Source organism: Afipia sp. GAS231, from assembly GCF_900103365.1.
GTDB lineage: Bacteria > Pseudomonadota > Alphaproteobacteria > Rhizobiales > Xanthobacteraceae > Bradyrhizobium.
The window spans coordinates 2,675,889-2,693,003 of record NZ_LT629703.1 but is presented as its reverse complement, the minus strand read 5'-3'; the positions used below and the strand labels follow the sequence as shown (position 1 = coordinate 2,693,003).

General features: G+C 63.7%; 24 protein-coding genes and 1 pseudogene. 17 read left to right on the top strand and 8 right to left on the bottom strand.

Annotation, left to right across the window (positions count from 1 at the left end; all coding sequences use genetic code 11):
* Positions 1-200: 200 nt before the first annotated feature.
* Positions 201-1,169 (bottom strand): glyoxylate/hydroxypyruvate reductase A, encoded by a 969-nt coding sequence (locus tag BLS26_RS12835; RefSeq protein ID WP_092511570.1) that lies wholly within the window; start codon positions 1,167-1,169, stop codon positions 201-203.
* A gap of 115 nt (positions 1,170-1,284) precedes the next feature.
* Between BLS26_RS12835 and BLS26_RS12830 the strand changes: the two genes are divergently transcribed.
* The 6 genes from BLS26_RS12830 to BLS26_RS12805 all read left to right on the top strand — a co-directional run bounded on the left by BLS26_RS12830 (position 1,285) and on the right by BLS26_RS12805 (position 5,102).
* Positions 1,285-1,605 (top strand): hypothetical protein, encoded by a 321-nt coding sequence (locus BLS26_RS12830; RefSeq protein ID WP_092511568.1) that lies wholly within the window; start codon positions 1,285-1,287, stop codon positions 1,603-1,605.
* A 129-nt stretch (positions 1,606-1,734) separates the two neighbouring features.
* Entirely contained in the window at positions 1,735-2,103 is a 369-nt protein-coding gene (locus BLS26_RS12825; RefSeq protein WP_092511566.1) for a YciI family protein, read from the top strand.
* Positions 2,100-3,371, top strand: a complete 1,272-nt coding sequence (locus BLS26_RS12820) for an RNA polymerase sigma factor (protein WP_092511564.1) — start codon at positions 2,100-2,102, stop codon at positions 3,369-3,371. Before BLS26_RS12825 ends, BLS26_RS12820 begins: the two co-directional genes overlap by 4 nt.
* Positions 3,372-3,672: 301 nt before the next feature.
* Positions 3,673-4,086: a DoxX family protein gene (locus tag BLS26_RS12815; protein ID WP_092511562.1), complete on the top strand. Its 414-nt coding sequence runs from the start codon at positions 3,673-3,675 to the stop codon at positions 4,084-4,086.
* A gap of 37 nt (positions 4,087-4,123) precedes the next feature.
* A complete protein-coding gene (locus tag BLS26_RS12810) occupies positions 4,124-4,660 on the top strand; it encodes an SRPBCC family protein (RefSeq protein ID WP_092511560.1) in 537 nt (178 codons plus the stop codon).
* Between the two features lie 31 nt (positions 4,661-4,691).
* On the top strand, positions 4,692-5,102 hold the full coding sequence (locus BLS26_RS12805) for a VOC family protein (RefSeq protein WP_092517996.1): 411 nt from the start codon (positions 4,692-4,694) through the stop codon (positions 5,100-5,102).
* A gap of 106 nt (positions 5,103-5,208) precedes the next feature.
* Here the strand turns inward: BLS26_RS12805 and BLS26_RS12800 are convergent, their stop codons facing one another.
* On the bottom strand, positions 5,209-5,640 hold the full coding sequence (locus BLS26_RS12800) for a hypothetical protein (RefSeq protein ID WP_244541984.1): 432 nt from the start codon (positions 5,638-5,640) through the stop codon (positions 5,209-5,211).
* A gap of 71 nt (positions 5,641-5,711) precedes the next feature.
* On the bottom strand, positions 5,712-6,728 hold the full coding sequence (cobT, locus tag BLS26_RS12795; protein ID WP_092511556.1) for a nicotinate-nucleotide--dimethylbenzimidazole phosphoribosyltransferase: 1,017 nt from the start codon (positions 6,726-6,728) through the stop codon (positions 5,712-5,714).
* Between the two features lie 103 nt (positions 6,729-6,831).
* Between cobT and cobS the strand changes: the two genes are divergently transcribed.
* Together cobS and BLS26_RS12785 are read left to right on the top strand one after the other, a co-directional pair.
* Positions 6,832-7,584 carry an adenosylcobinamide-GDP ribazoletransferase gene (gene cobS, locus BLS26_RS12790; RefSeq protein ID WP_092511554.1) on the top strand — a complete coding sequence of 251 codons (753 nt, stop codon included), beginning with the start codon at positions 6,832-6,834 and terminating at the stop codon, positions 7,582-7,584.
* Positions 7,581-8,147, top strand: coding sequence for a histidine phosphatase family protein (locus BLS26_RS12785; RefSeq protein WP_092511552.1), 567 nt, complete (start codon positions 7,581-7,583; stop codon positions 8,145-8,147). Before cobS ends, BLS26_RS12785 begins: the two co-directional genes overlap by 4 nt.
* Here BLS26_RS12785 and BLS26_RS12780 read toward each other — a convergent pair.
* The 3 genes from BLS26_RS12780 to BLS26_RS12770 all read right to left on the bottom strand — a co-directional run bounded on the left by BLS26_RS12780 (position 8,144) and on the right by BLS26_RS12770 (position 10,090).
* The gene (locus tag BLS26_RS12780; RefSeq protein WP_092511550.1) at positions 8,144-8,932 is read right to left on the bottom strand and encodes an SDR family NAD(P)-dependent oxidoreductase; all 789 of its coding nucleotides are present in this window, start codon (positions 8,930-8,932) and stop codon (positions 8,144-8,146) included. The genes BLS26_RS12785 and BLS26_RS12780 overlap by 4 nt on opposite strands.
* A 156-nt stretch (positions 8,933-9,088) precedes the next feature.
* Positions 9,089-9,379: a hypothetical protein gene (locus BLS26_RS12775; RefSeq protein ID WP_092511548.1), complete on the bottom strand. Its 291-nt coding sequence runs from the start codon at positions 9,377-9,379 to the stop codon at positions 9,089-9,091.
* A gap of 216 nt (positions 9,380-9,595) precedes the next feature.
* Entirely contained in the window at positions 9,596-10,090 is a 495-nt protein-coding gene (locus tag BLS26_RS12770; RefSeq protein WP_092511546.1) for a helix-turn-helix domain-containing protein, read from the bottom strand.
* 188 nt (positions 10,091-10,278) lie between these two features.
* On the opposite strand from BLS26_RS12770, the gene BLS26_RS12765 reads away from it, so the two are divergent.
* From BLS26_RS12765 to BLS26_RS12755, 3 genes are all read left to right on the top strand, one after another.
* Positions 10,279-10,932, top strand: a complete 654-nt coding sequence (locus BLS26_RS12765; protein ID WP_092511544.1) for a glutathione S-transferase family protein — start codon at positions 10,279-10,281, stop codon at positions 10,930-10,932.
* A complete protein-coding gene (locus BLS26_RS12760; protein WP_092511542.1) occupies positions 10,933-11,301 on the top strand; it encodes a nuclear transport factor 2 family protein in 369 nt (122 codons plus the stop codon).
* Between the two features lie 89 nt (positions 11,302-11,390).
* Positions 11,391-12,596: a serine hydrolase gene (locus BLS26_RS12755; RefSeq protein WP_092511540.1), complete on the top strand. Its 1,206-nt coding sequence runs from the start codon at positions 11,391-11,393 to the stop codon at positions 12,594-12,596.
* 35 nt (positions 12,597-12,631) lie between these two features.
* Here the strand turns inward: BLS26_RS12755 and BLS26_RS12750 are convergent, their stop codons facing one another.
* A complete protein-coding gene (locus BLS26_RS12750) occupies positions 12,632-12,895 on the bottom strand; it encodes a hypothetical protein (RefSeq protein ID WP_157676438.1) in 264 nt (87 codons plus the stop codon).
* Between the two features lie 64 nt (positions 12,896-12,959).
* Here BLS26_RS12750 and BLS26_RS12745 point away from each other — a divergent pair, with 64 nt between their 5' ends.
* Positions 12,960-13,430 carry a Rid family hydrolase gene (locus BLS26_RS12745; RefSeq protein WP_244541927.1) on the top strand — a complete coding sequence of 157 codons (471 nt, stop codon included), beginning with the start codon at positions 12,960-12,962 and terminating at the stop codon, positions 13,428-13,430.
* Positions 13,431-13,443: 13 nt separating this feature from the next.
* Here the strand turns inward: BLS26_RS12745 and BLS26_RS12740 are convergent, their stop codons facing one another.
* Positions 13,444-13,659, bottom strand: coding sequence for a hypothetical protein (locus BLS26_RS12740; RefSeq protein WP_157676437.1), 216 nt, complete (start codon positions 13,657-13,659; stop codon positions 13,444-13,446).
* A gap of 283 nt (positions 13,660-13,942) precedes the next feature.
* On the opposite strand from BLS26_RS12740, the gene BLS26_RS12735 reads away from it, so the two are divergent.
* The 5 genes and pseudogenes from BLS26_RS12735 to BLS26_RS35710 all read left to right on the top strand — a co-directional run bounded on the left by BLS26_RS12735 (position 13,943) and on the right by BLS26_RS35710 (position 17,096).
* Positions 13,943-14,359 (top strand): YciI family protein, encoded by a 417-nt coding sequence (locus BLS26_RS12735; RefSeq protein ID WP_092511532.1) that lies wholly within the window; start codon positions 13,943-13,945, stop codon positions 14,357-14,359.
* Positions 14,360-14,505: 146 nt separating this feature from the next.
* A pseudogene (locus BLS26_RS12730) lies at positions 14,506-14,918 on the top strand (YciI family protein).
* Between the two features lie 92 nt (positions 14,919-15,010).
* Complete coding sequence (locus BLS26_RS12725; protein ID WP_092511530.1) at positions 15,011-15,736, top strand: TetR/AcrR family transcriptional regulator; 726 nt, start codon at positions 15,011-15,013, stop codon at positions 15,734-15,736.
* Between the two features lie 105 nt (positions 15,737-15,841).
* Positions 15,842-16,324 (top strand): DUF2852 domain-containing protein, encoded by a 483-nt coding sequence (locus BLS26_RS12720; RefSeq protein ID WP_092511528.1) that lies wholly within the window; start codon positions 15,842-15,844, stop codon positions 16,322-16,324.
* Positions 16,325-16,904: 580 nt separating this feature from the next.
* Complete coding sequence (locus tag BLS26_RS35710; protein ID WP_157676436.1) at positions 16,905-17,096, top strand: biotin/lipoyl-containing protein; 192 nt, start codon at positions 16,905-16,907, stop codon at positions 17,094-17,096.
* Positions 17,097-17,115 lie beyond the last annotated feature (19 nt).

The window sequence follows — 17,115 nt, the reverse complement described above, 5'->3', positions numbered from 1 at the left end:
GATGAGTTGATCCGGCGTGGCGCGCCCCGCGCTTAGGGTTAGCGCGCCGGCCGAAATGGTATTGCGTTTATTGGGTCTCAAGCAACGGGCTGATAAGTTCCGCCGAAGGCAAGCGCTGATGCGATGCAACGACTTCCGAGTTTGGCACTTGGCCGACACCACGACCGTGACGCCGAATATCTGCTTCCGGCTTAACAGCCTCAGCTAATACCCCGATTGCGATCCACCACATTCTCCAGCGCGCCTCCGGCCTCGAAGCGCTCGATCTGGCGCGCGACGTATTTCGAGATTTCGTCGGGATCGGTGTCGGCGGCGTTGTGCGGCGTCAGCACCACCTTCGGATGGGTCCAGAACCGGCTTTCGGCCGGCAACGGTTCGGTGGCGTAGACGTCGAGTGACGCGCCACCGAGCGTGCCGTCGTCGAGGCATTGCAGGATATCGGCCTCGTTCTGCAGGCCGCCGCGGCCGGCGTTGATCAGCACCGGCGAACCCAGCGGGCTGTTGCGATTGAGTTGGGCGAAGAGATCGCGGTTGAGCACGTGCCTTGTGTCCGGCGTCAGCGGCAGCAGGCAGACCAGGATGTCGGTGCGGCACAGGAACGGCGCCAATCCTTGCGTGCCGTGAAAGCACTCGATGCCGTCGATCTGTCTTGGGCTGCGGCTCCAGCCAACGACGCGAAAGCCGATCCGGCGCAGCGCATCGGCGGCGTCGGCGCCGAGTGTGCCGAGCCCGATGACGCCGACCGAGATGGCGCCGGCCGCCCATTGCGATTTCGGGGCCCAGCGTTTGGCGCGCTGCGACTCCCGCAGGTACAGCTCCTGCCGGTGATGCATCAGCACATGCAGCACGACATATTCCGTCATGCGCTCGGTCAAATCGTCGACCGCCACGCGCACCAAGGGCACATCGGGTAGCGATTTGTCCGCCATCAGCGCGTCGACACCCGCGCCGAGATTGAAGATGACCCGCAGGTTGGGGAAGGCGGCCAGTTCCCCCGGATGCGGCTTCCACACCGCGGCGTAATGCACCTCGGCTGGATCGAACGCCGCGTCCGGCAACTGCAGCACGCGCCGCCCCGCGCAGACCTCGTCGAACCGGTTCTTCCATCGCTGCGGCGACCAGTTTTCGGTCCCGCCATGCACCAGCAGAGCGAGCGCACCCTTGTTCATTGGCATTCCTTCTTTTTCGCCTGCTTCGCCGGCCCGGTCGTCAGCGTGACCTGCATCACATAACGGATTGAACCAATTCCCTAGTCTCGTTTCATCACACAACGGGAGACTTCACATGCGCAAACTGATCCTGATTTCCGCTTTCGCGATTGCCTCGATTTCCGCCTCGGTTTCGGCGCAGGCCGGCGACCGCAGCCTGATCCTGGCGTCCAGCGACACGCCGGCCGCCGCTACGACCACGGCTCCGGCCGCGACGACGGCCCCCGCCGCGACCACGGCTCCCGCCGAAGCCAAGCCGGAAGCGGCCTCCACCGAACCCGCCAAGCAGGACAGCAAGAAGCATGCTTCGAAGCCCCAGAAGAGCCACGCCCGCCACTATGAGGGCGACGAAGCCAAGGCCCGCCGCATCGCCGCGCGGTATGGCGTCTACTGGTAATTCGCTTCAATCCAACTGTTTCGATGGTTCCGTGCAGCGGAAGAAATTTCCCTCCGAAATTTCTTCCGCTGGCCTGTCGGCTCCGGGCATACTCATTCGTCATCAAGACAACGGAGATGCCTGACCGTCATGCTGTACGCCATCCTTTGCTATCACGACGAAGACCATGTGGGGTCCTGGACCAAGGAACAGGACGCCGCCGTCATGCAGAAGCTTGCCGTCGTGCAGGACAAATTGACCCAGCAAGGCCGGCTCGGCCCGGTGGCGCGGCTGCTGCCGACCACCGCGGCGACGACCTTGCGCAAGGACGATCCGCCGGTGGTTCTCGACGGTCCGTTTGCCGAGACCAAGGAACAGCTGCTCGGCTTTTACGTCATCGACTGCAAGAACCTCGATGAAGCGCTCGACGTCGCCCGCGATCTCGGCAAGGCCAATCCGGGCGGCGCCTACGAGATCCGCCCGGTGGGCATGTTCACGCCGGGGAGGGTCCCGACGTGACCGACACCGCCTGGATCGATGGCGCGCTGACCTCGGCGCGTCCCCAGGCGGTCGGCGCGCTGCTGCGCTATTTCCGCAATCTCGATACCGCCGAGGAGGCGTTCCAGAACGCCTGCCTGCGTGCGCTGAAAAGCTGGCCGCAAAACGGCCCGCCGCGCGACCCGGCGGCGTGGCTGATCATGGTCGGGCGCAACGTCGCGATCGACGACATCAGGCGAAGCAAGAAGCAGACGCCGCTGCCCGAGGACGAGGCGATCTCCGATCTCGACGACGCCGAGGAGGAGCTGGCCGAACGGCTCGATGGCTCGCACTACCGCGACGACATCTTGCGGCTGCTGTTCATCTGCTGCCATCCCGACCTGCCGGCGACGCAGCAGATCGCGCTGGCGCTGCGCATCGTCTCGGGGCTGACCGTGAAACAGATCGCGCGCGCCTTCCTGGTTTCGGAAGCCGCGATGGAGCAGCGCATCACGCGGGCGAAAGGGCGGGTCGCCGATGCCAATGTGCCGTTCGAAACACCCGATGCGGTGGCGCGCAGCGAACGGCTCGCCGCCGTCGCCGCCATGATTTACCTGATCTTCAACGAGGGCTATTCGGCCAGCGGCGACACCGCCGAAATCCGCAAACCGCTGTGCGAGGAGGCAATCCGTCTGGCGCGGCTGCTGCTGCGGCTGTTCCAGAGCGAGCCCGAGATCATGGGGCTGACGGCGCTGTTGCTGCTGCAGCACGCCCGCGCCGAAGCGCGGTTCGATACTGACGGCGCGGTGATCCTGCTCGACGACCAGGACCGGTCGCTGTGGAACCAGACGATGATCGCCGAGGGGCTGGCGCTGATCGACAAGGCGATGCGCCATCGCCGCAGCGGGCCGTATCAAATTCAGGCCGCGATATCCGCGCTGCATGCCCGCGCCGCCACGCCCGAGGATACCGACTGGACCCAGATCGACCTCTTGTACGGCGCGCTCGAAATCATGCAGCCGTCGCCGGTGGTCACCTTGAATCGCGCGGTCGCGGTCTCGAAGGTGCGCGGCGCAGAAGCCGCCCTCGAGATGATCGAGCCGCTGGCGCCGCGGCTGTCGAACTATTTTCATTTCTTCGGCGTGCGCGGCGCCTTTCTGATGCAGCTCGGCCGCAACGACGAGGCGCTGGTCGCCTTCGACCGCGCCATCGCGCTCGCCAATACCTCGGCGGAGGCGGCCCATATCCGCATGCATCTGGACCGCCTGCAGCGCGACAGCTCGCCGCGCGGTGTGAAGGCGGGGAAGTAATTCTCAGAGTGAGCGGTATCTCTTCCTTCTCCCCTTGTGGGAGAAGGTGGCGCGTAGCGCCGGATGAGGGGTCCGTCTCCGCGGGTAGAGACCCCTCATCCGCCTCCGCTGCGCTCCGGCACCTTCTCCCACCTCAACTCGGGTATACCCGAGTTGAGCATTTCAATTGGTCGAAGTCGAATAAATCCGACTTCGATGGGAGAAGGGAAGCCTCCACGAAAATTATTTCCCACCCCTGTCGGAATCTCCTCCCGCCATTCGTCTAGTAGCCGAGCAGTCATTTTGGACAGGGGAGACGATCATGACCACGATCACAGCAACCATGCCGGTTTCGAAACCAGCGCGCTGGGTCGGCCGCATTCTCAGCGGCTTGGTCATCGTGTTCCTGATGCTCGACGGCGCCATCAAGCTGGTGCCGTGGCCGGTTGTCACCGACACGATGGACAAAATGGGCTATGGCTCCAGCGAAACGCTGGCGCGCAGCCTTGGGGTCATCACCATCGTCTGCACCGTGCTCTATTCGATACCGCCGACCTCGATCCTCGGTGCGATCCTGCTGACCGGTTATCTCGGCGGCGCGATGGCCTCGCACGTACGGATCGGTAGCCCGCTGTTTACCCATACGCTGTTCGGACTGTATCTCGGTCTCATGGTATGGGGTGGGCTGTGGCTGCGCGACCGCAACCTGCGTACGCTGATCCCCTTTCGTCGCTGATCCTGTTTTGAAACCATTCACGTAGCTGGAGTTGGACATGCTCGAAGTCATTGCCGTCATCGCTGTCATCCTGGCGATTGCCATCGCCGTGGTGCTCATTCTCGCCGCGACCAAGCCGGACCGTTTCAGCGTCCGGCGCGAAATCAGGGTGCAGGCGCCCGCGGAAAAAATCTTTCCGCTGATCAACGATTTTCATCGATGGGTCGACTGGTCACCGTATGAGCACAAGGATCCCGCGCTGAAGCGCAGCTACAGCGGCGCGGAGAGCGGCAAGGGCGCGGTCTATGGTTGGGACGGCAACAAAAATGTCGGTTCCGGCCGGATGGAAATCCTGGAAAGCACGGTGCCGTCGAAGATCGTGATCCAGCTCGATTTCTTCAAGCCGTTCGAGGGCCACAACACCGCCGAGTTCACAATGCTGCCGCAGGGCGATGGCACGCATGTCACCTGGCTGATGCATGGTCCGGCGCCGTTCATGAACAAGGTGATGCAGGTGGTCATGAACCTGGACCGGATGATCGGCAAGGATTTCGAGGCCGGTCTCGTCAATCTGAAAAACGCCACCGAGAAATAATAGATCAACGTCAGTCACCAGGGAGCCAATGATGCAAATCAATCCTTACCTGTTCTTCGACAGCAATTGCGAAGCGGCGTTCAAGTTCTACGAGAAGGTGCTCGGGGGCAAGATCGAGCTGATGTTGCGTAATTCGGAAGGCCCGCCCGAAATGGGCACGGCGCCGGACCGCATGCAGAAGATCATGCATGCCAGGATGTCGATCGATGGCGAGGTGATCATGGCGTCAGACGCGCCGCCGGATCATTTCAACAAGCCGCAGGGTTTTGCGGTATCCATCACGGTCGACGATCCCGCCGAGGCCGAGCGCAGGTTCAAGGCGCTGTCGGAAGGCGGCAGCGTCAACATGCCGTTCGGCAAGACCTTCTTCTCCAAGGGGTTCGGCATGTGCGTCGATCAGTTCGGCATTCCCTGGATGGTGAACTGCCCGCAGGAAATGTGAGGCGAGATTCGTAGGGTGGGTTAGCCGAAGGCGTAACCCACCGACATCTCAATACGCGGATGGTCCGGCGGTGGGTTACGCTGCGGCTAACCCACCCTACAAACCTTCACCTGCACGTCGGATAGATTGCGGCGAGTTCCCTTCCGCGCAACAGCAGCAGCCGCGACGTCAATCCGCCGCGGCGGCTGATCCAACCGCGCACCGCGGCCGGGTAGGCCTCCAGCACCGCCTGCGAGGCTTCCGGTTCCGCATAGAGCCGTCCGCTGCGGTCGATCGAGCGCGCGGCATGAAATCCGAGCACGGCGCGGCGCGTCACGCAGATGCGCTCGCTCGGTACCGTGCTCAGCACCAGCGTGCAGGCGGACAGACACGGTCCGTCGATCACGACGCGCTCGCCGGATTCGCGGACGCGATCGAACAGTTCGAGGAATGGGCCGACCTGTCCGCCGGGGCTGGCGAGGATGCGCACCTCGGCCCGCGCGGGCGCCATCGCGGCGCACAGTGTCGCTAGGATCAGAACTGCCTTCACCACCGCCATGCGCATGTGCGGTTCCTTTGCTGCGAGTGTCCTGCTGATCTAGTGACGCCGGAACCTGCGGCAAGGTTTCGTCAATCGCCGGCGCCTGAAACGCCGGCCTCGGCGAAGGTTGCCATGCCATTGTGGCAGGCGAGTGCCGCGCGCAGCAGTAGGATCGCAACGCCGGCGCCCGACGCTTCGCCGAGCCGCATATTGAGATCGAGCAGCGGGTCGAGATGGAGTTCGCGCAAGAGATCGCGATGCCCCGACTCGGCCGAGACGTGCCCGGCGCGGCAGTGGTCCAGCACGTGGCCTTCGAGACGCGCCAGCGGCAGCACCGCTGATGTTGCGACGAAACCGTCGAGCAGCACGGGGACGCCGCGCTGGCGTGCGGCGAGAACGGCGCCCGCAATCGCCGCGAGTTCGCGACCGCCGAGGGCCGCGGCCACGGCAAGCGGATCGCCGAGAATGCGTTCGTGAACTTTCAGCGCCGTCTCGATTGCCGCGCGCTTGCGCGACAGCCCGTCGTCGTCGACGCCGGTGCCGCGGCCGGCCCAGCGCGTGGCGCCGCCGCCGAGCAGCGCCGCGCACAGGGTCGCGGCCGTGGTGGTATTGGCAATTCCCATTTCACCGACGACCAGGAGGTCGCAATCGTCAGCCACCGCGTGACAGCCGATATCGACCGCGTCGAGGAAATCTTCGGTGTCCATCGCCGCTGCCACCGTGAAGTCGCGCGTCGGCCGCTCGAGGTCGAGCGGCACCACGCGCAATTCGGCGCCGGCCAGCGTGGCGATCTGGTTGATCGCAGCCCCTCCGGCGGCAAAATTCGCCACCATCTGCGCGGTGACTTCCGGCGGATAGGCCGAGACGCCGCGCCCGGCGATGCCGTGGTTGCCGGCGAACACCGCAATCGTGACCCGCTCCAGCCGCGGCGTGGCGTTTTCCTGCCACCGCGCCAGCCAGATCGCCAGTTCTTCGAGGCGGCCGAGGCTGCCCGGCGGTTTGGTCAGGTTTTGCTGCCGCAGCGCGGCGGCTTCGGCCGCCTGCGCGTCGCCCCGGGGCAGGTCGCGGCAGAAGGCGCGGATATCATCGAGGCTGTTAAACCGCATGCGATTTCCCTACAACGTCACCTGAAAAAGCAAACCGGTTTCCCGGGCCATGCCCGGACAGATCGAGCCGATCGCACGCTAAAACGATTCCTTGGGCACCACCATGAATGAATGGCTCGACGATTTCAAAATGGCCGTCGGCTTCCTGACGCGGCTGCCGGTGCCGCATCCGGATGGCGCGGCGGCTACAAGTTTCGCCCGCGCTTACCGGCTGTTTCCGGTGGTCGGCGCTCTGATCGGTCTTGCCATGGGAGTGCTCTGCCTGGCGCTGCGCCAGGTCGGCGTGCCCGATCTGGCGGCGGCGGCGCTGGTGCTGGGCGCCGGCGCGCTCTTGACCGGCGCGCTGCACGAGGATGGCGTCGCCGACCTCGCCGACGGTTTTGGCGGTGGCCGTGACATCGAGGGCAAGCTCGCGATCATGCGCGATAGCCGGATCGGCACCTATGGCGCCACGGCGCTGCTGGTGAGCTTTGCCGCAAAGCTTTCCGCGCTGTCAGCGATTCCGGACGGCGCTGTCGTCCCAAGCCTGATCGCGGCGCATGCGCTGGCGCGCGGCGTGTTGCCGGCCCTCGCGCTGAACCTGCCCTATGCGCGCCAGGATGGTTTGGCGCGCAGCTCCGGCCAGCCTGATCCGACAACGACGGCGATCGCAGGTGCGCTTGCGCTGCTGATCGCGCTGCTGTCGCTGTCATGGGGCGAGGCGCTGTGGGCCGCGGTTGCGGCTGCCATCAGCGGCTTCGTCATCGCGCGGCTGGCGTTGCGGGAGATCGGTGGCCAGACCGGCGACGTGCTGGGGGCGGCCGAGCAGGTGGCGGAGACCGCGATTCTGGTCCTACTCGCCGCAAAACTCACGTGAGCGCTTCGATACAGCTATGGCTGATCCGGCATGCGCCGGTCGATGGCCCGCGCGGCGTCATTCATGCCGCCGATGCGCCGGCCGATCTCAGCGACGCCGCTGCGATTGCGGTGCTGAAGGCGCGGTTGCCGGCTCGCGCCCATGCGGTCAGCAGTCCGATGCGCCGCACCCGCGAAACTGCTGCGAGGCTCGGGCTCGATGCGGTCGCCGAGGCTGATTTCGCCGAGCAGGATTTTGGCGCCTGGACCGGACGGCGTCACGACGATCTCGCCACTGAGCTCGGTGTGGCCTATCAGGAATTCTGGCAATCGCCCGCGCACAGTCGTCCGCCCGGCGGCGAAAGTTTCGCCGATCAGATCGAACGCACCAGAACTGGACTTGCCCGTTTGCCTGCGGGCGACGCTGTTCTCGTCGTGCATTCCGGCACCATCCGCGCCGTGCTCGCCATCGCGCTTGAACTTTCGCCCGACGGCGCGTTGCGCTTTGCAATCGATCCGCTGTCGCTGACCCGGATCGATCGCCTCGAAAGCGGCTGGCGGATTGTTGGCGTCAACCAGCGCTAGCCGTTCCGCCGTTCGCCGCGCAGCGTCGGCAGGCCGATGCCGGCGGCATCGAAGCCGCCGTCGACGGCGAGAACTTGCCCGGTGATGTAGCTCGAACGCTCGCTGCACAGAAAGAATATGGCTTCCGCCAGCTCCTCTTCGAGGCCGTAACGATTCAGCGGAATGGCGTCGTGATAATCGGCGCGGATTTCCGGCGTGTGCACGGCTTTCGCCATCGCGGTCTCGACCGGACCGGGCGCCACCGCATTGACGCGGATCCCGAGCGAGGCCAGTTCGACCGCGAGCTGTTTTGTAAGGTGCGCGAGGCCGGCCTTGCTGGTGCCGTAGGCCGAGCGCAGCGTCGAAGCGCGCACCGCGGAAATGGAAGTGATGTTGACGATAGCGCCGCCGCCGTGTTCGCGCATCAGCGGTGCCGCCGCCTTGGTGCAGAGGAACGGCCCGGTGTGATTGACCTCCAGCACCCGGCTCCAGTCCTCATCCGAAGTCTCGAGCAGGGGCGCGAACACCGCGACGCCGGCATTGTTGACCAGCGCATCGAGTCGGCCGAACCGTCGTTCGATCGCGGCCATCGCGCCCGCCACCGCCTTGCTGTCCGAGACGTCGCAATGCAGCGCCAGCGTGTTTTTGGGATTGCCGAGATCGGCGACCGCGCCGTTGAGCAACTCGCCCTCGATATCCAGCAGCGCCACACGCCAGCCGTCAGCCAGAAACCGTTTTGCCGTCGCCAGTCCAATGCCGCGCGCGGCGCCGGTGACGAGGGCAGCTTTTTGCGGGGAGGGGGGCATGGAAAATCCGTTCGCGACAGGTGAGTTTCGCGACCCTATAGCCCATGCCCCGCGCCGAGTCCCGGCCATGGTGGCGCAACACACCTCTGCCCGGGCCGCGCCGTGCGCGAACCGGGGTCAGGGCCGCAAGCGGCCCTGCTTGCGATTGACGATGGTTCAAGCCGTCCTGTTCTTGAGGGCGCCGACGATCGCGGTGAGAACGGCACCGGCAACGCCGCCACCGGCGACCTGGCCGACGATGCTGCCGATATCCGGCGTCGAAGCCGAATTCGCCAGCAGCGGAATCAGCATGCCGAGGATCTGTCCTCCGGCGCCGCCGCCGATGGCGCCCGCGAGCGTGTTTCCGAGCGTACCGAGGTCGATATTCTTGGCTGCACCCGCGGCGACATTTCCGCCGATGGCGCCGCTGACGATCTGGATGAGCAGGTTGATGAGCAATCCCGACATAACGCGATACTCCCCGGGTCCAGATATCAGTTTCTGCGTGTGCGGCGCCGGACCGTCGCCGCAGGGTAGAGCTTAGGCGCTCAAGCGCCAAAGGTCATGCTGCGCGCGCGAAGGATTGAGACGAAATATCCTTTTTGGCGCGGTGTTGCCGTTCGGTTCGGCGATCCCACCCATCGCTTGCGCCGCGTCGTTGAGCTCTACGGCGCCGTCGAAAAACTATTTTCGATTCACGACGCTCTCATACGCGGCCTGCAACCGCTCGCCCACCGATGGTCCGCGCTTCCGCCTGACCGCGCCGAGATGGACCTCGCGCAACTCGTCCATGAACTCGGCCCACATTTTCGGTCCGCCTTCGCTCAGTAGCCTGGCGCGGATGCCGAGCTCCTCGCTGACGGGAAGGTATTTGTAACCCCAGGCCGACATCTGCGCGAGAATCGGCAGCAGTTCGATGCCCTGTTCGGTCAACGAATAGATTCCCTTCTGCTTGTGGCTCGGGTCGTCCTCGCGGGTGATGATGCCTTGCTCGAGGAGCGTCTTCAGCCGGTCGGCGAGGATGTTGGAGGAGATGCCCTCATCGGATTTGGTCAGCAGCTCGCGAAAATGCCGCCGGTTGCCGAACATCAAGTCGCGGATGATCAGCAGGCTCCATTTGTCGCCGACTACTTCCAGCGTCAGGTTGATCGGGCAGCCGGAGCGCTGGGCGTCGGTCATGGCGTGGTCTCGCGGCTTGCAGCAGCGCCGTCAAAAAAACTGCTTGCAATATTGCACCGGTTTGGTCAGGATACAACCAGTTGTAAAACGCAATCGGTTTGATCGGCGCGCCGACCGCGAAATAATTTTCGCGATCCAGGTCGGCTGGCCGCAACACGGTTCGTCCTGCCTCCATACCGGGAGTTTCCATGTCGTTGACGCTGCATTTTCACCCCTTGTCGTCGTTCTGCTGGAAGGCGCTGATCGCGCTGTATGAGAATGACATTCCGTTCACGCCGAACCCGGTCAATCTCGGCGACCCGGCCGAGCGCGCGGCGCTGCTCAAGCTGTGGGGAATCGGCAAGTTCCCGGTGCTGCGCGACGACGCACGCGGTGAGACCGTGCCGGAGTCCAGCGTCATCATCGAATATCTAGACCGCCATTATCGCGGCCCAACCCGGTTCATTCCCGACGACTTCGACCAGGCATGGCAGACGCGGCTGCGCGACCGGTTCTACGATCTCTATGTCCATCTGCCGATGCAGAAGATCATGGGGGACCGGTTGCGGCCGGACGGCAACAAGGATCCTCACGGCGTCGCGGAGGCGCGCGCGCAGTTGCGGACATCGTATGCGATGATCGAGCAACAGATGGCCGGCGGCGATTGGGCGCTGGGCGACGAATTCGGCCTCGCCGATTGCGCGGCATTGCCGCCGTTGTTCTATGGCAACATGGTCGTGCCGTTCGGCGCAACCCTCGGCCACGTAAGCGCGTATCTCGACCGTCTGAAGGCGCGTCCGTCGGTTGCCCGCGTGCTGAAGGAGGCCGAGCCGTACTTCCACATGGTGCCGAAGGAGCGCTAGATGGCAACGGCAAACCGGGCGGACACCATTCGCGCGATTTTTGCGGCCTATCTGTCCGGCAATCGCAAGCTGGTTGAGGACGCGCTCGGCGACGATTTCCGCTTCACCAGTCCCTATGACGACAACATCGACAAGGCGACCTACTTCGAACGGTGCTGGAAAAACAGCGACTGGATCGAGCGGCACGAACTGGAGCGGATCTTCGTGGAAGGCGACGAGGCTTTCGTCACCTACCTCTGTGTCGCCAAAGGCGGCAAGCGCTTTCGCAACACCGAATTCTTCGCCTTCGCCGGCGACAAAGTGAAGCGCATCGACGTCTATTTCGGCGCCAGCTTCGAGGGCGGGGTTTTTGTCCCGCAAGTCAGATAGATTTTGCCCGATAAAATTCCCGTGATGATGTCGATTTTGGACGGCGGCATTCGTCTCTCCCTCACTATGTCATTCCAAAGGAGAAGAAAATGCTGACATCCACCTGCGCCGACGGACTCTCCAGGGCGCGGCTCGGCCGCTTGCATGACGTGATGGCCGGCCATGTTGCTGGTGGAGACATGCCGGGCCTGGTGACCGTGGTGAGCCGTGGCGGCGAAGTACATGTCGATGTCATCGGCAATATGGCGATCGGCGGCGCGCCGATGCAGCGCGACACCATCTTCCGCATTTCTTCGATGACCAAACCGGTAACCGCCGCCGCCGCGATGATCCTGGTCGAGGAATGCAAATTGCGGCTCGATGATCCCGTCGATCCCTGGCTGCCGGAATTGGCCGACCGCAAGGTGCTGCGCGCCATCGACGGGCCGCTCGACGATACCGTGCCGGCCCGGCGCGCGATCACGCTGCGCGATCTCCTGACCTTTCGGCTCGGGCTCGGCATGCTGGCGGTGTTTCCGGATCGCTATCCGATCCAGAAGGCCGTTGCCCAGGCGGGCTTCGCGCCGGGACCGGTATTTCCGTCTTTCGCGCCGGACGAATTGATGCGGCGCTATGGCAGCCTGCCACTGCTCTACCAGCCGGGCGAGCGTTGGCTTTACAACAGCGGCAGCGAAATTCTCGGTGTGCTGATTGCCCGTGTTGCCGGCATGTCGTTCGCCGACTTCCTGGCCGAACGAATCTTCGCGCCGCTCGGCATGAGGGACACGGCGTTCTTCGTGCCCGGCGAAAAGCTCGGCAGATTTGCGACCGCCTATCGGCGCGATCACGCGTCCGGCGAACTGAAGGTGTTCGACGATCCCGCGGCCGGAAAATACGCCGCGCCGCCGGTCTTCGAAAACGGCGGCGCCGGACTGGTTTCGACCGCCGATGATTTCAATGCCTTTGCGCAAATGATGTTGAATGGCGGGCGGCTGGGCAGCGAACGCATCCTGTCGCGGCCGGCGGTCGAGTTGATGACATCCGATCACATCACGCCGGAGCAGAAACAGGGCTCTGAATTGTTCCTCGGCGGCGCCAGAGGCTGGGGTTTCGGGCTCTCGGTCTTCACCAAGCGCGACGATCTCGCGGGCCGGCCCGGCCGCTACGGCTGGGACGGCGGCTACGGCACCTCCTGGTATTCCGACCCCAGTGAGGGTCTCACCGGAATCCTGCTGACCCAGCGGATGATGGATTCGCCGCCGCCGCGTGCGATGGCCGATTTCTGGACGCTGGCCTATCAGGCGATCGACGACTGACAGGTGCGGCGGCGCACGTGGAATGCGAAGCCACCTCAGCAGCGGCGGCACATCCCGAACCTGCGATCGAACTCTTCTTCGGTCCTGATGATGGCGTCCTGGCTGGAATCGCGCGGCACATTGCCGGCATGCGGTCGGCGATGACCGATCGGCACCGGCCGCGCTTTGATGCCGGCGTTGACGCCCGCACCGCCGGCCTCAAACTCCGATGTGATGACTTCAGCGTGCGCGGCGGCAATGGCGCCCGCGAGTATCGCCAAGGCGAGGCCAAGCGGTTTCAGGCGTGGAGAGAGAGGCATGGCGTCGGCTCTGTTGTGACCATGCCGTATCTATCGTCGCAGGCTTCGCGATATTCCGGCACCGATGCACGATGAGTTGATTGACGGGGAAATCGTGATATCCCGGCCGCGCTCGCTCGCGTCATGTTTACCCATTCGGTTTCACGGAGATGAAATGCCGACCAGAACAACGATCGCGTCCGGATATCCGTTTGAGGATGCTTACGGCTATGCGCGGGCCGTTCGTGTCGGTGACCTGGTTTTTGTTTCGGGAACGACCGCCCGATCGCCGTTTCTCGAGGGCGATGCCTATGTGCAAATGACCGGCGCGATCAAAACCATTGCCGCGGCCCTTGATGAAGCGGGCGCGGAGATGCGCCATGTCGCGCGAACGGTGGTTTACGTTGTCGACATGGCGGATGCCGATCACGTCGCGCGTGCTCACCGGGAGGCATTCGGTGCACAGCGGCCCGCCAGCACGCTGGTGCAGGTCGCAGCGCTGACGCCCGCCAAAGCTCTCGTCGAGGTCGAAGTGACCGCCGTCGTACACGATTGATTGATTGCCGCGGTCAGCAGCCGCGACAAATCCTGAGCTTGCGATCGATTTCGAGTTCCAGCAGGTCATCGTTGCGATCGGCTTGCTGCTTCGGGACCGGCGCAACGTCGGCGGCGTGTGGCTGGCGGTGACCCGTGGGTGCCGGCCACGGCTTCACTCCGGCGTCGATCTGCGACCGTGTGGTGACGATTTCCGCTCTTGCGGCGGCGATGGGGCCGGCGAAGATCACCGCCGCGAGGCCGATCGTTTTGAGGCATGACGGGAGAGACATTGCGAAACGAGACATTGCAAAAAGGGACATGGCGACTGGCTCCGTTTTCGGACATGCAAGTCCTATCGTTGCCGGGACCGCGATATTCCGAAGCGGATATGCGCGGCTTTGCCGCGCCGCCCATTCGCAATTACCTTCAAAATAATTTCAACTGACATGTCGGTACGGCAAAACCCCAATCGTCCAGTTGACGAGATCGGGCAATATCCGGCCTGATGAGACATCCAAACGGAGCGTGACGATGCGATTTATGGTGATTGTGAAGGCCAGCAAGGATTCCGAAGCCGGCGTCATGCCGAGCACGGAATTGCTGACGGCGATGGGTAAGTTCAACGAGGAACTGGTGAAGGCCGGCATGATGGAAGCCGGCGAGGGCCTGCATCCGACCTCGAACGGCGCGCGGATCAAATATTCGGGAGGGCAGGGCACTGCGACAAATGGTCCGTTCGCGCTGAGCGGCGATCTCGTCGCCGGCTTCTGGCTGATCAATGCCAAGTCGCTGGATGACGCGATTGTGTGGATGAAGCGCGCGCCGTTCGGCGCCGGCGACGAGATCGAAATCCGCCAGGTATTTTCCACCGAGGACTTTGGCGAAGCCCTCACCCCCGAATTGCGCGAACAGGAAGAACGTCTGCGGGCGCAGGCGGGGAAGAAGTAATTACATCCACCGTCATTCCGGGGCGCGAAACGCGAACTATGGTGCGCAATTGCGCACCTGAGAATCCAGAGATTGTAGCGCGAGATTCCGGGTTCGATGCTGCGCTTCGCCGCGGAATGACAGCAAATCAAACTAGGACACCCACCATGCGATTCATGATGCTGATGATCCCCCTGGGCTATGAGACCGCCGCTCCGGACGTCCAGCTCGATCCCGAGCGCGTCAAGGCGATGATGAAATACAATGAGGCGCTGAAGGATGCCGGCGTCCTGATCGCGACGGCCTGCATCCGCCATCGATGGGCGCGCGGGTCTCCTTTCCCGGCGGCAAGCCTGTCGTGACGGACGGTCCGTTCACGGAGTCCAAGGAAGTGCTCGGCGGCTACTGGATGATCGACGTGCCGTCGCGGCAGGCGGCGATCGAGTGGGCCAGCAAGTGCCCGGCCTCCGAGAACGAGATCATCGAAATCCGCCAGGTGCAGGAGATGGCCGATTTCTCCGAGGACGTGCAGAAGGCCGCCGCGGGCTTCGACGAGCTGAAGAAGTCCACCAGCCGTTAATCTTTGTGAACGCGCGTGCTCGCGTCGAGAAAACGCGTCAAAACACAAGATTGAAGTGACCTTTGCGGCCGGCTCATGTAAAAGCCTTTCACATGAGCTGGCGCAAGGAAACGCGCCGCGCCGAGCGCGGCTACCATCACGGCAATCTGAAAGAGGCGTTGCTGCAGGCAGCGCTCGGCCTGATTGCCGAAAAGGGGGCTGCCGGTTTCACCTTCGCCGACGCCGCGCGGATGGCTGGCGTCAGCCCGGCGGCGCCTTACCGGCATTTCCGTGATCGCGAAGAATTGCTGTCCTCGATTGCGCAGCGCGGCTTCGAGCAGTTCGAGGCCTTGCTGACGCAGGCCTGGGACGACGGCCGCCCTGACACGGTCACGGCGTTCGAGCGGGTCGGCAAAGCCTATCTCGCCTTTGCCCGCAACGAGCCCGCGTTCTATTCGGCGATGTTCGAATCCGGGCTTCCGGTCGATGCCAATCCCACCCTGATGGCCGCCAGCGAACGTGCTTTCGGCATTATCCGCGCCGCCGCCGAGCGGCTGGCCGCGCTGGCGCCACCCGGCACGCCACGGCCGCCGGCGATGATGATGGCGCTGCACATCTGGTCGATGGCGCACGGCGTGGCGTCGCTGTTCGGCCGCGGCGACGCGGCGCGGCGCAAACTGCCGATGTCGCCGGAAGATCTGCTGGAAGCCGAAGTGCTGATCTATCTGCGCGGCCTCGGTTTCCCGACCGACCGCCGGCCTGAAGCCGCGAAAACCGACCCGAAACCGTCAGGTCCGCCGCCGGTCCCGCCCGCCGGTCCTTGGGGCACCCCAAAATAATTTAGCGGGCGCGGTTTGCCCCCGGCTTGACAAAACCGCGGGATGGTTTAGGTATGTAAATGTTATTTACATTCACAACGGCGTGAAGCCGTCATGGAGAGGGAAATGGCCTACACCGCAGATGTCAATCGATGGCGCGGCCCGAACGAAGAGCCTGATCGCCCGCATATGCTTGATAGCCCCTGGCATCCCGGCTGGATCGCCGTGACCATCCTCGGCTTCATCATCTGGTGGCCGATCGGACTTGCCCTTCTCTTTTTCACACTAGGGAGCAGAAAAATGGGTTGCTGGAGTCACCAGGATCGCTGGGCGAACAAGATGGAGCGGATGCAGTACAAGATGGAGCGGATGCGCGGCCGCATGGAGCGCCGCGGCTTCGGCTTCGGCGGCTTCGGTCCGCAGTCCAGCGGTAACCGCGCCTTCGACGAATACCGCACCGAAACGCTGCGTCGCCTTGAGGAAGAGCAGGTCGAATTCCGCGACTTCCTCGATCGCCTGCGCCACGCCAAGGACAAGGAAGAGTTCGACCAGTTCATGGCGCAGCACAAGACCCGTCCGACCCCGCCGAACGACCAGCCGCAGAGCTAAGGCTCACGTTCGCGAAGCATGCCCTCGGACTTGATCCGAGGGTGGCCTTCCGGTTCGCGTGAAGAAAACGCGTCCAAACAAATAGAGAAGTTCAGCCCTCAGGCGATGTGCCCCCATAAAGCCTGACGGCGGATACAGCCGCCCATCTGCGAAAGCAGGTGGGCGGTTTGGTTTTGGGCAGGCTTTGCGCGAGCGCCGCCGTGGGCAGGGCGGTTATTCCCAGCTGCCGAACCTTCGTCCGGACGACGATGATTCGATTGAGCCGAAAGATTTCCTGATCGAGCGGAACTTTCCGGCGTTTCGGAGGCTATGTTCTATACGCGTTCTATACGCGTTAGTGCTCGACGGGCCTCAGGTAGGCGAGGTCCAGAGCAGCGTAGAAGAGTAAAGCCCTCCTTCTTCCACTCCGCACACCTTGCATCCACGCATCGCTTCCGCCGCCGCCCGTCTCCGCATGGGCGTCGACGCCGGCCGGGTCATCCGGCCGGTGGCGCTGTCGCATAGGCACATATCATCCATCAGGACCAACATCATGATTACGCAAATACACGTCCCAACGATGCCAAATGCCGGACCCAAATTGTCCGTCGGACGATGGTTCAAGCGGGTGGGTGATCCCGTCACCGTCCAGGAGCCGCTGGTTGAAACAGAAACCGACAATGTCACCCACGAGATCCGCGCTCCCGTCACCGGCGTGCTGTCGCAAATTTCAGTGAAGGCCGGCGCATCGGTTGAATGCGGAATGGTGCTGGGAAACGTCAGCCAGTTCTGATCGCCGCTCGATCCGGGCG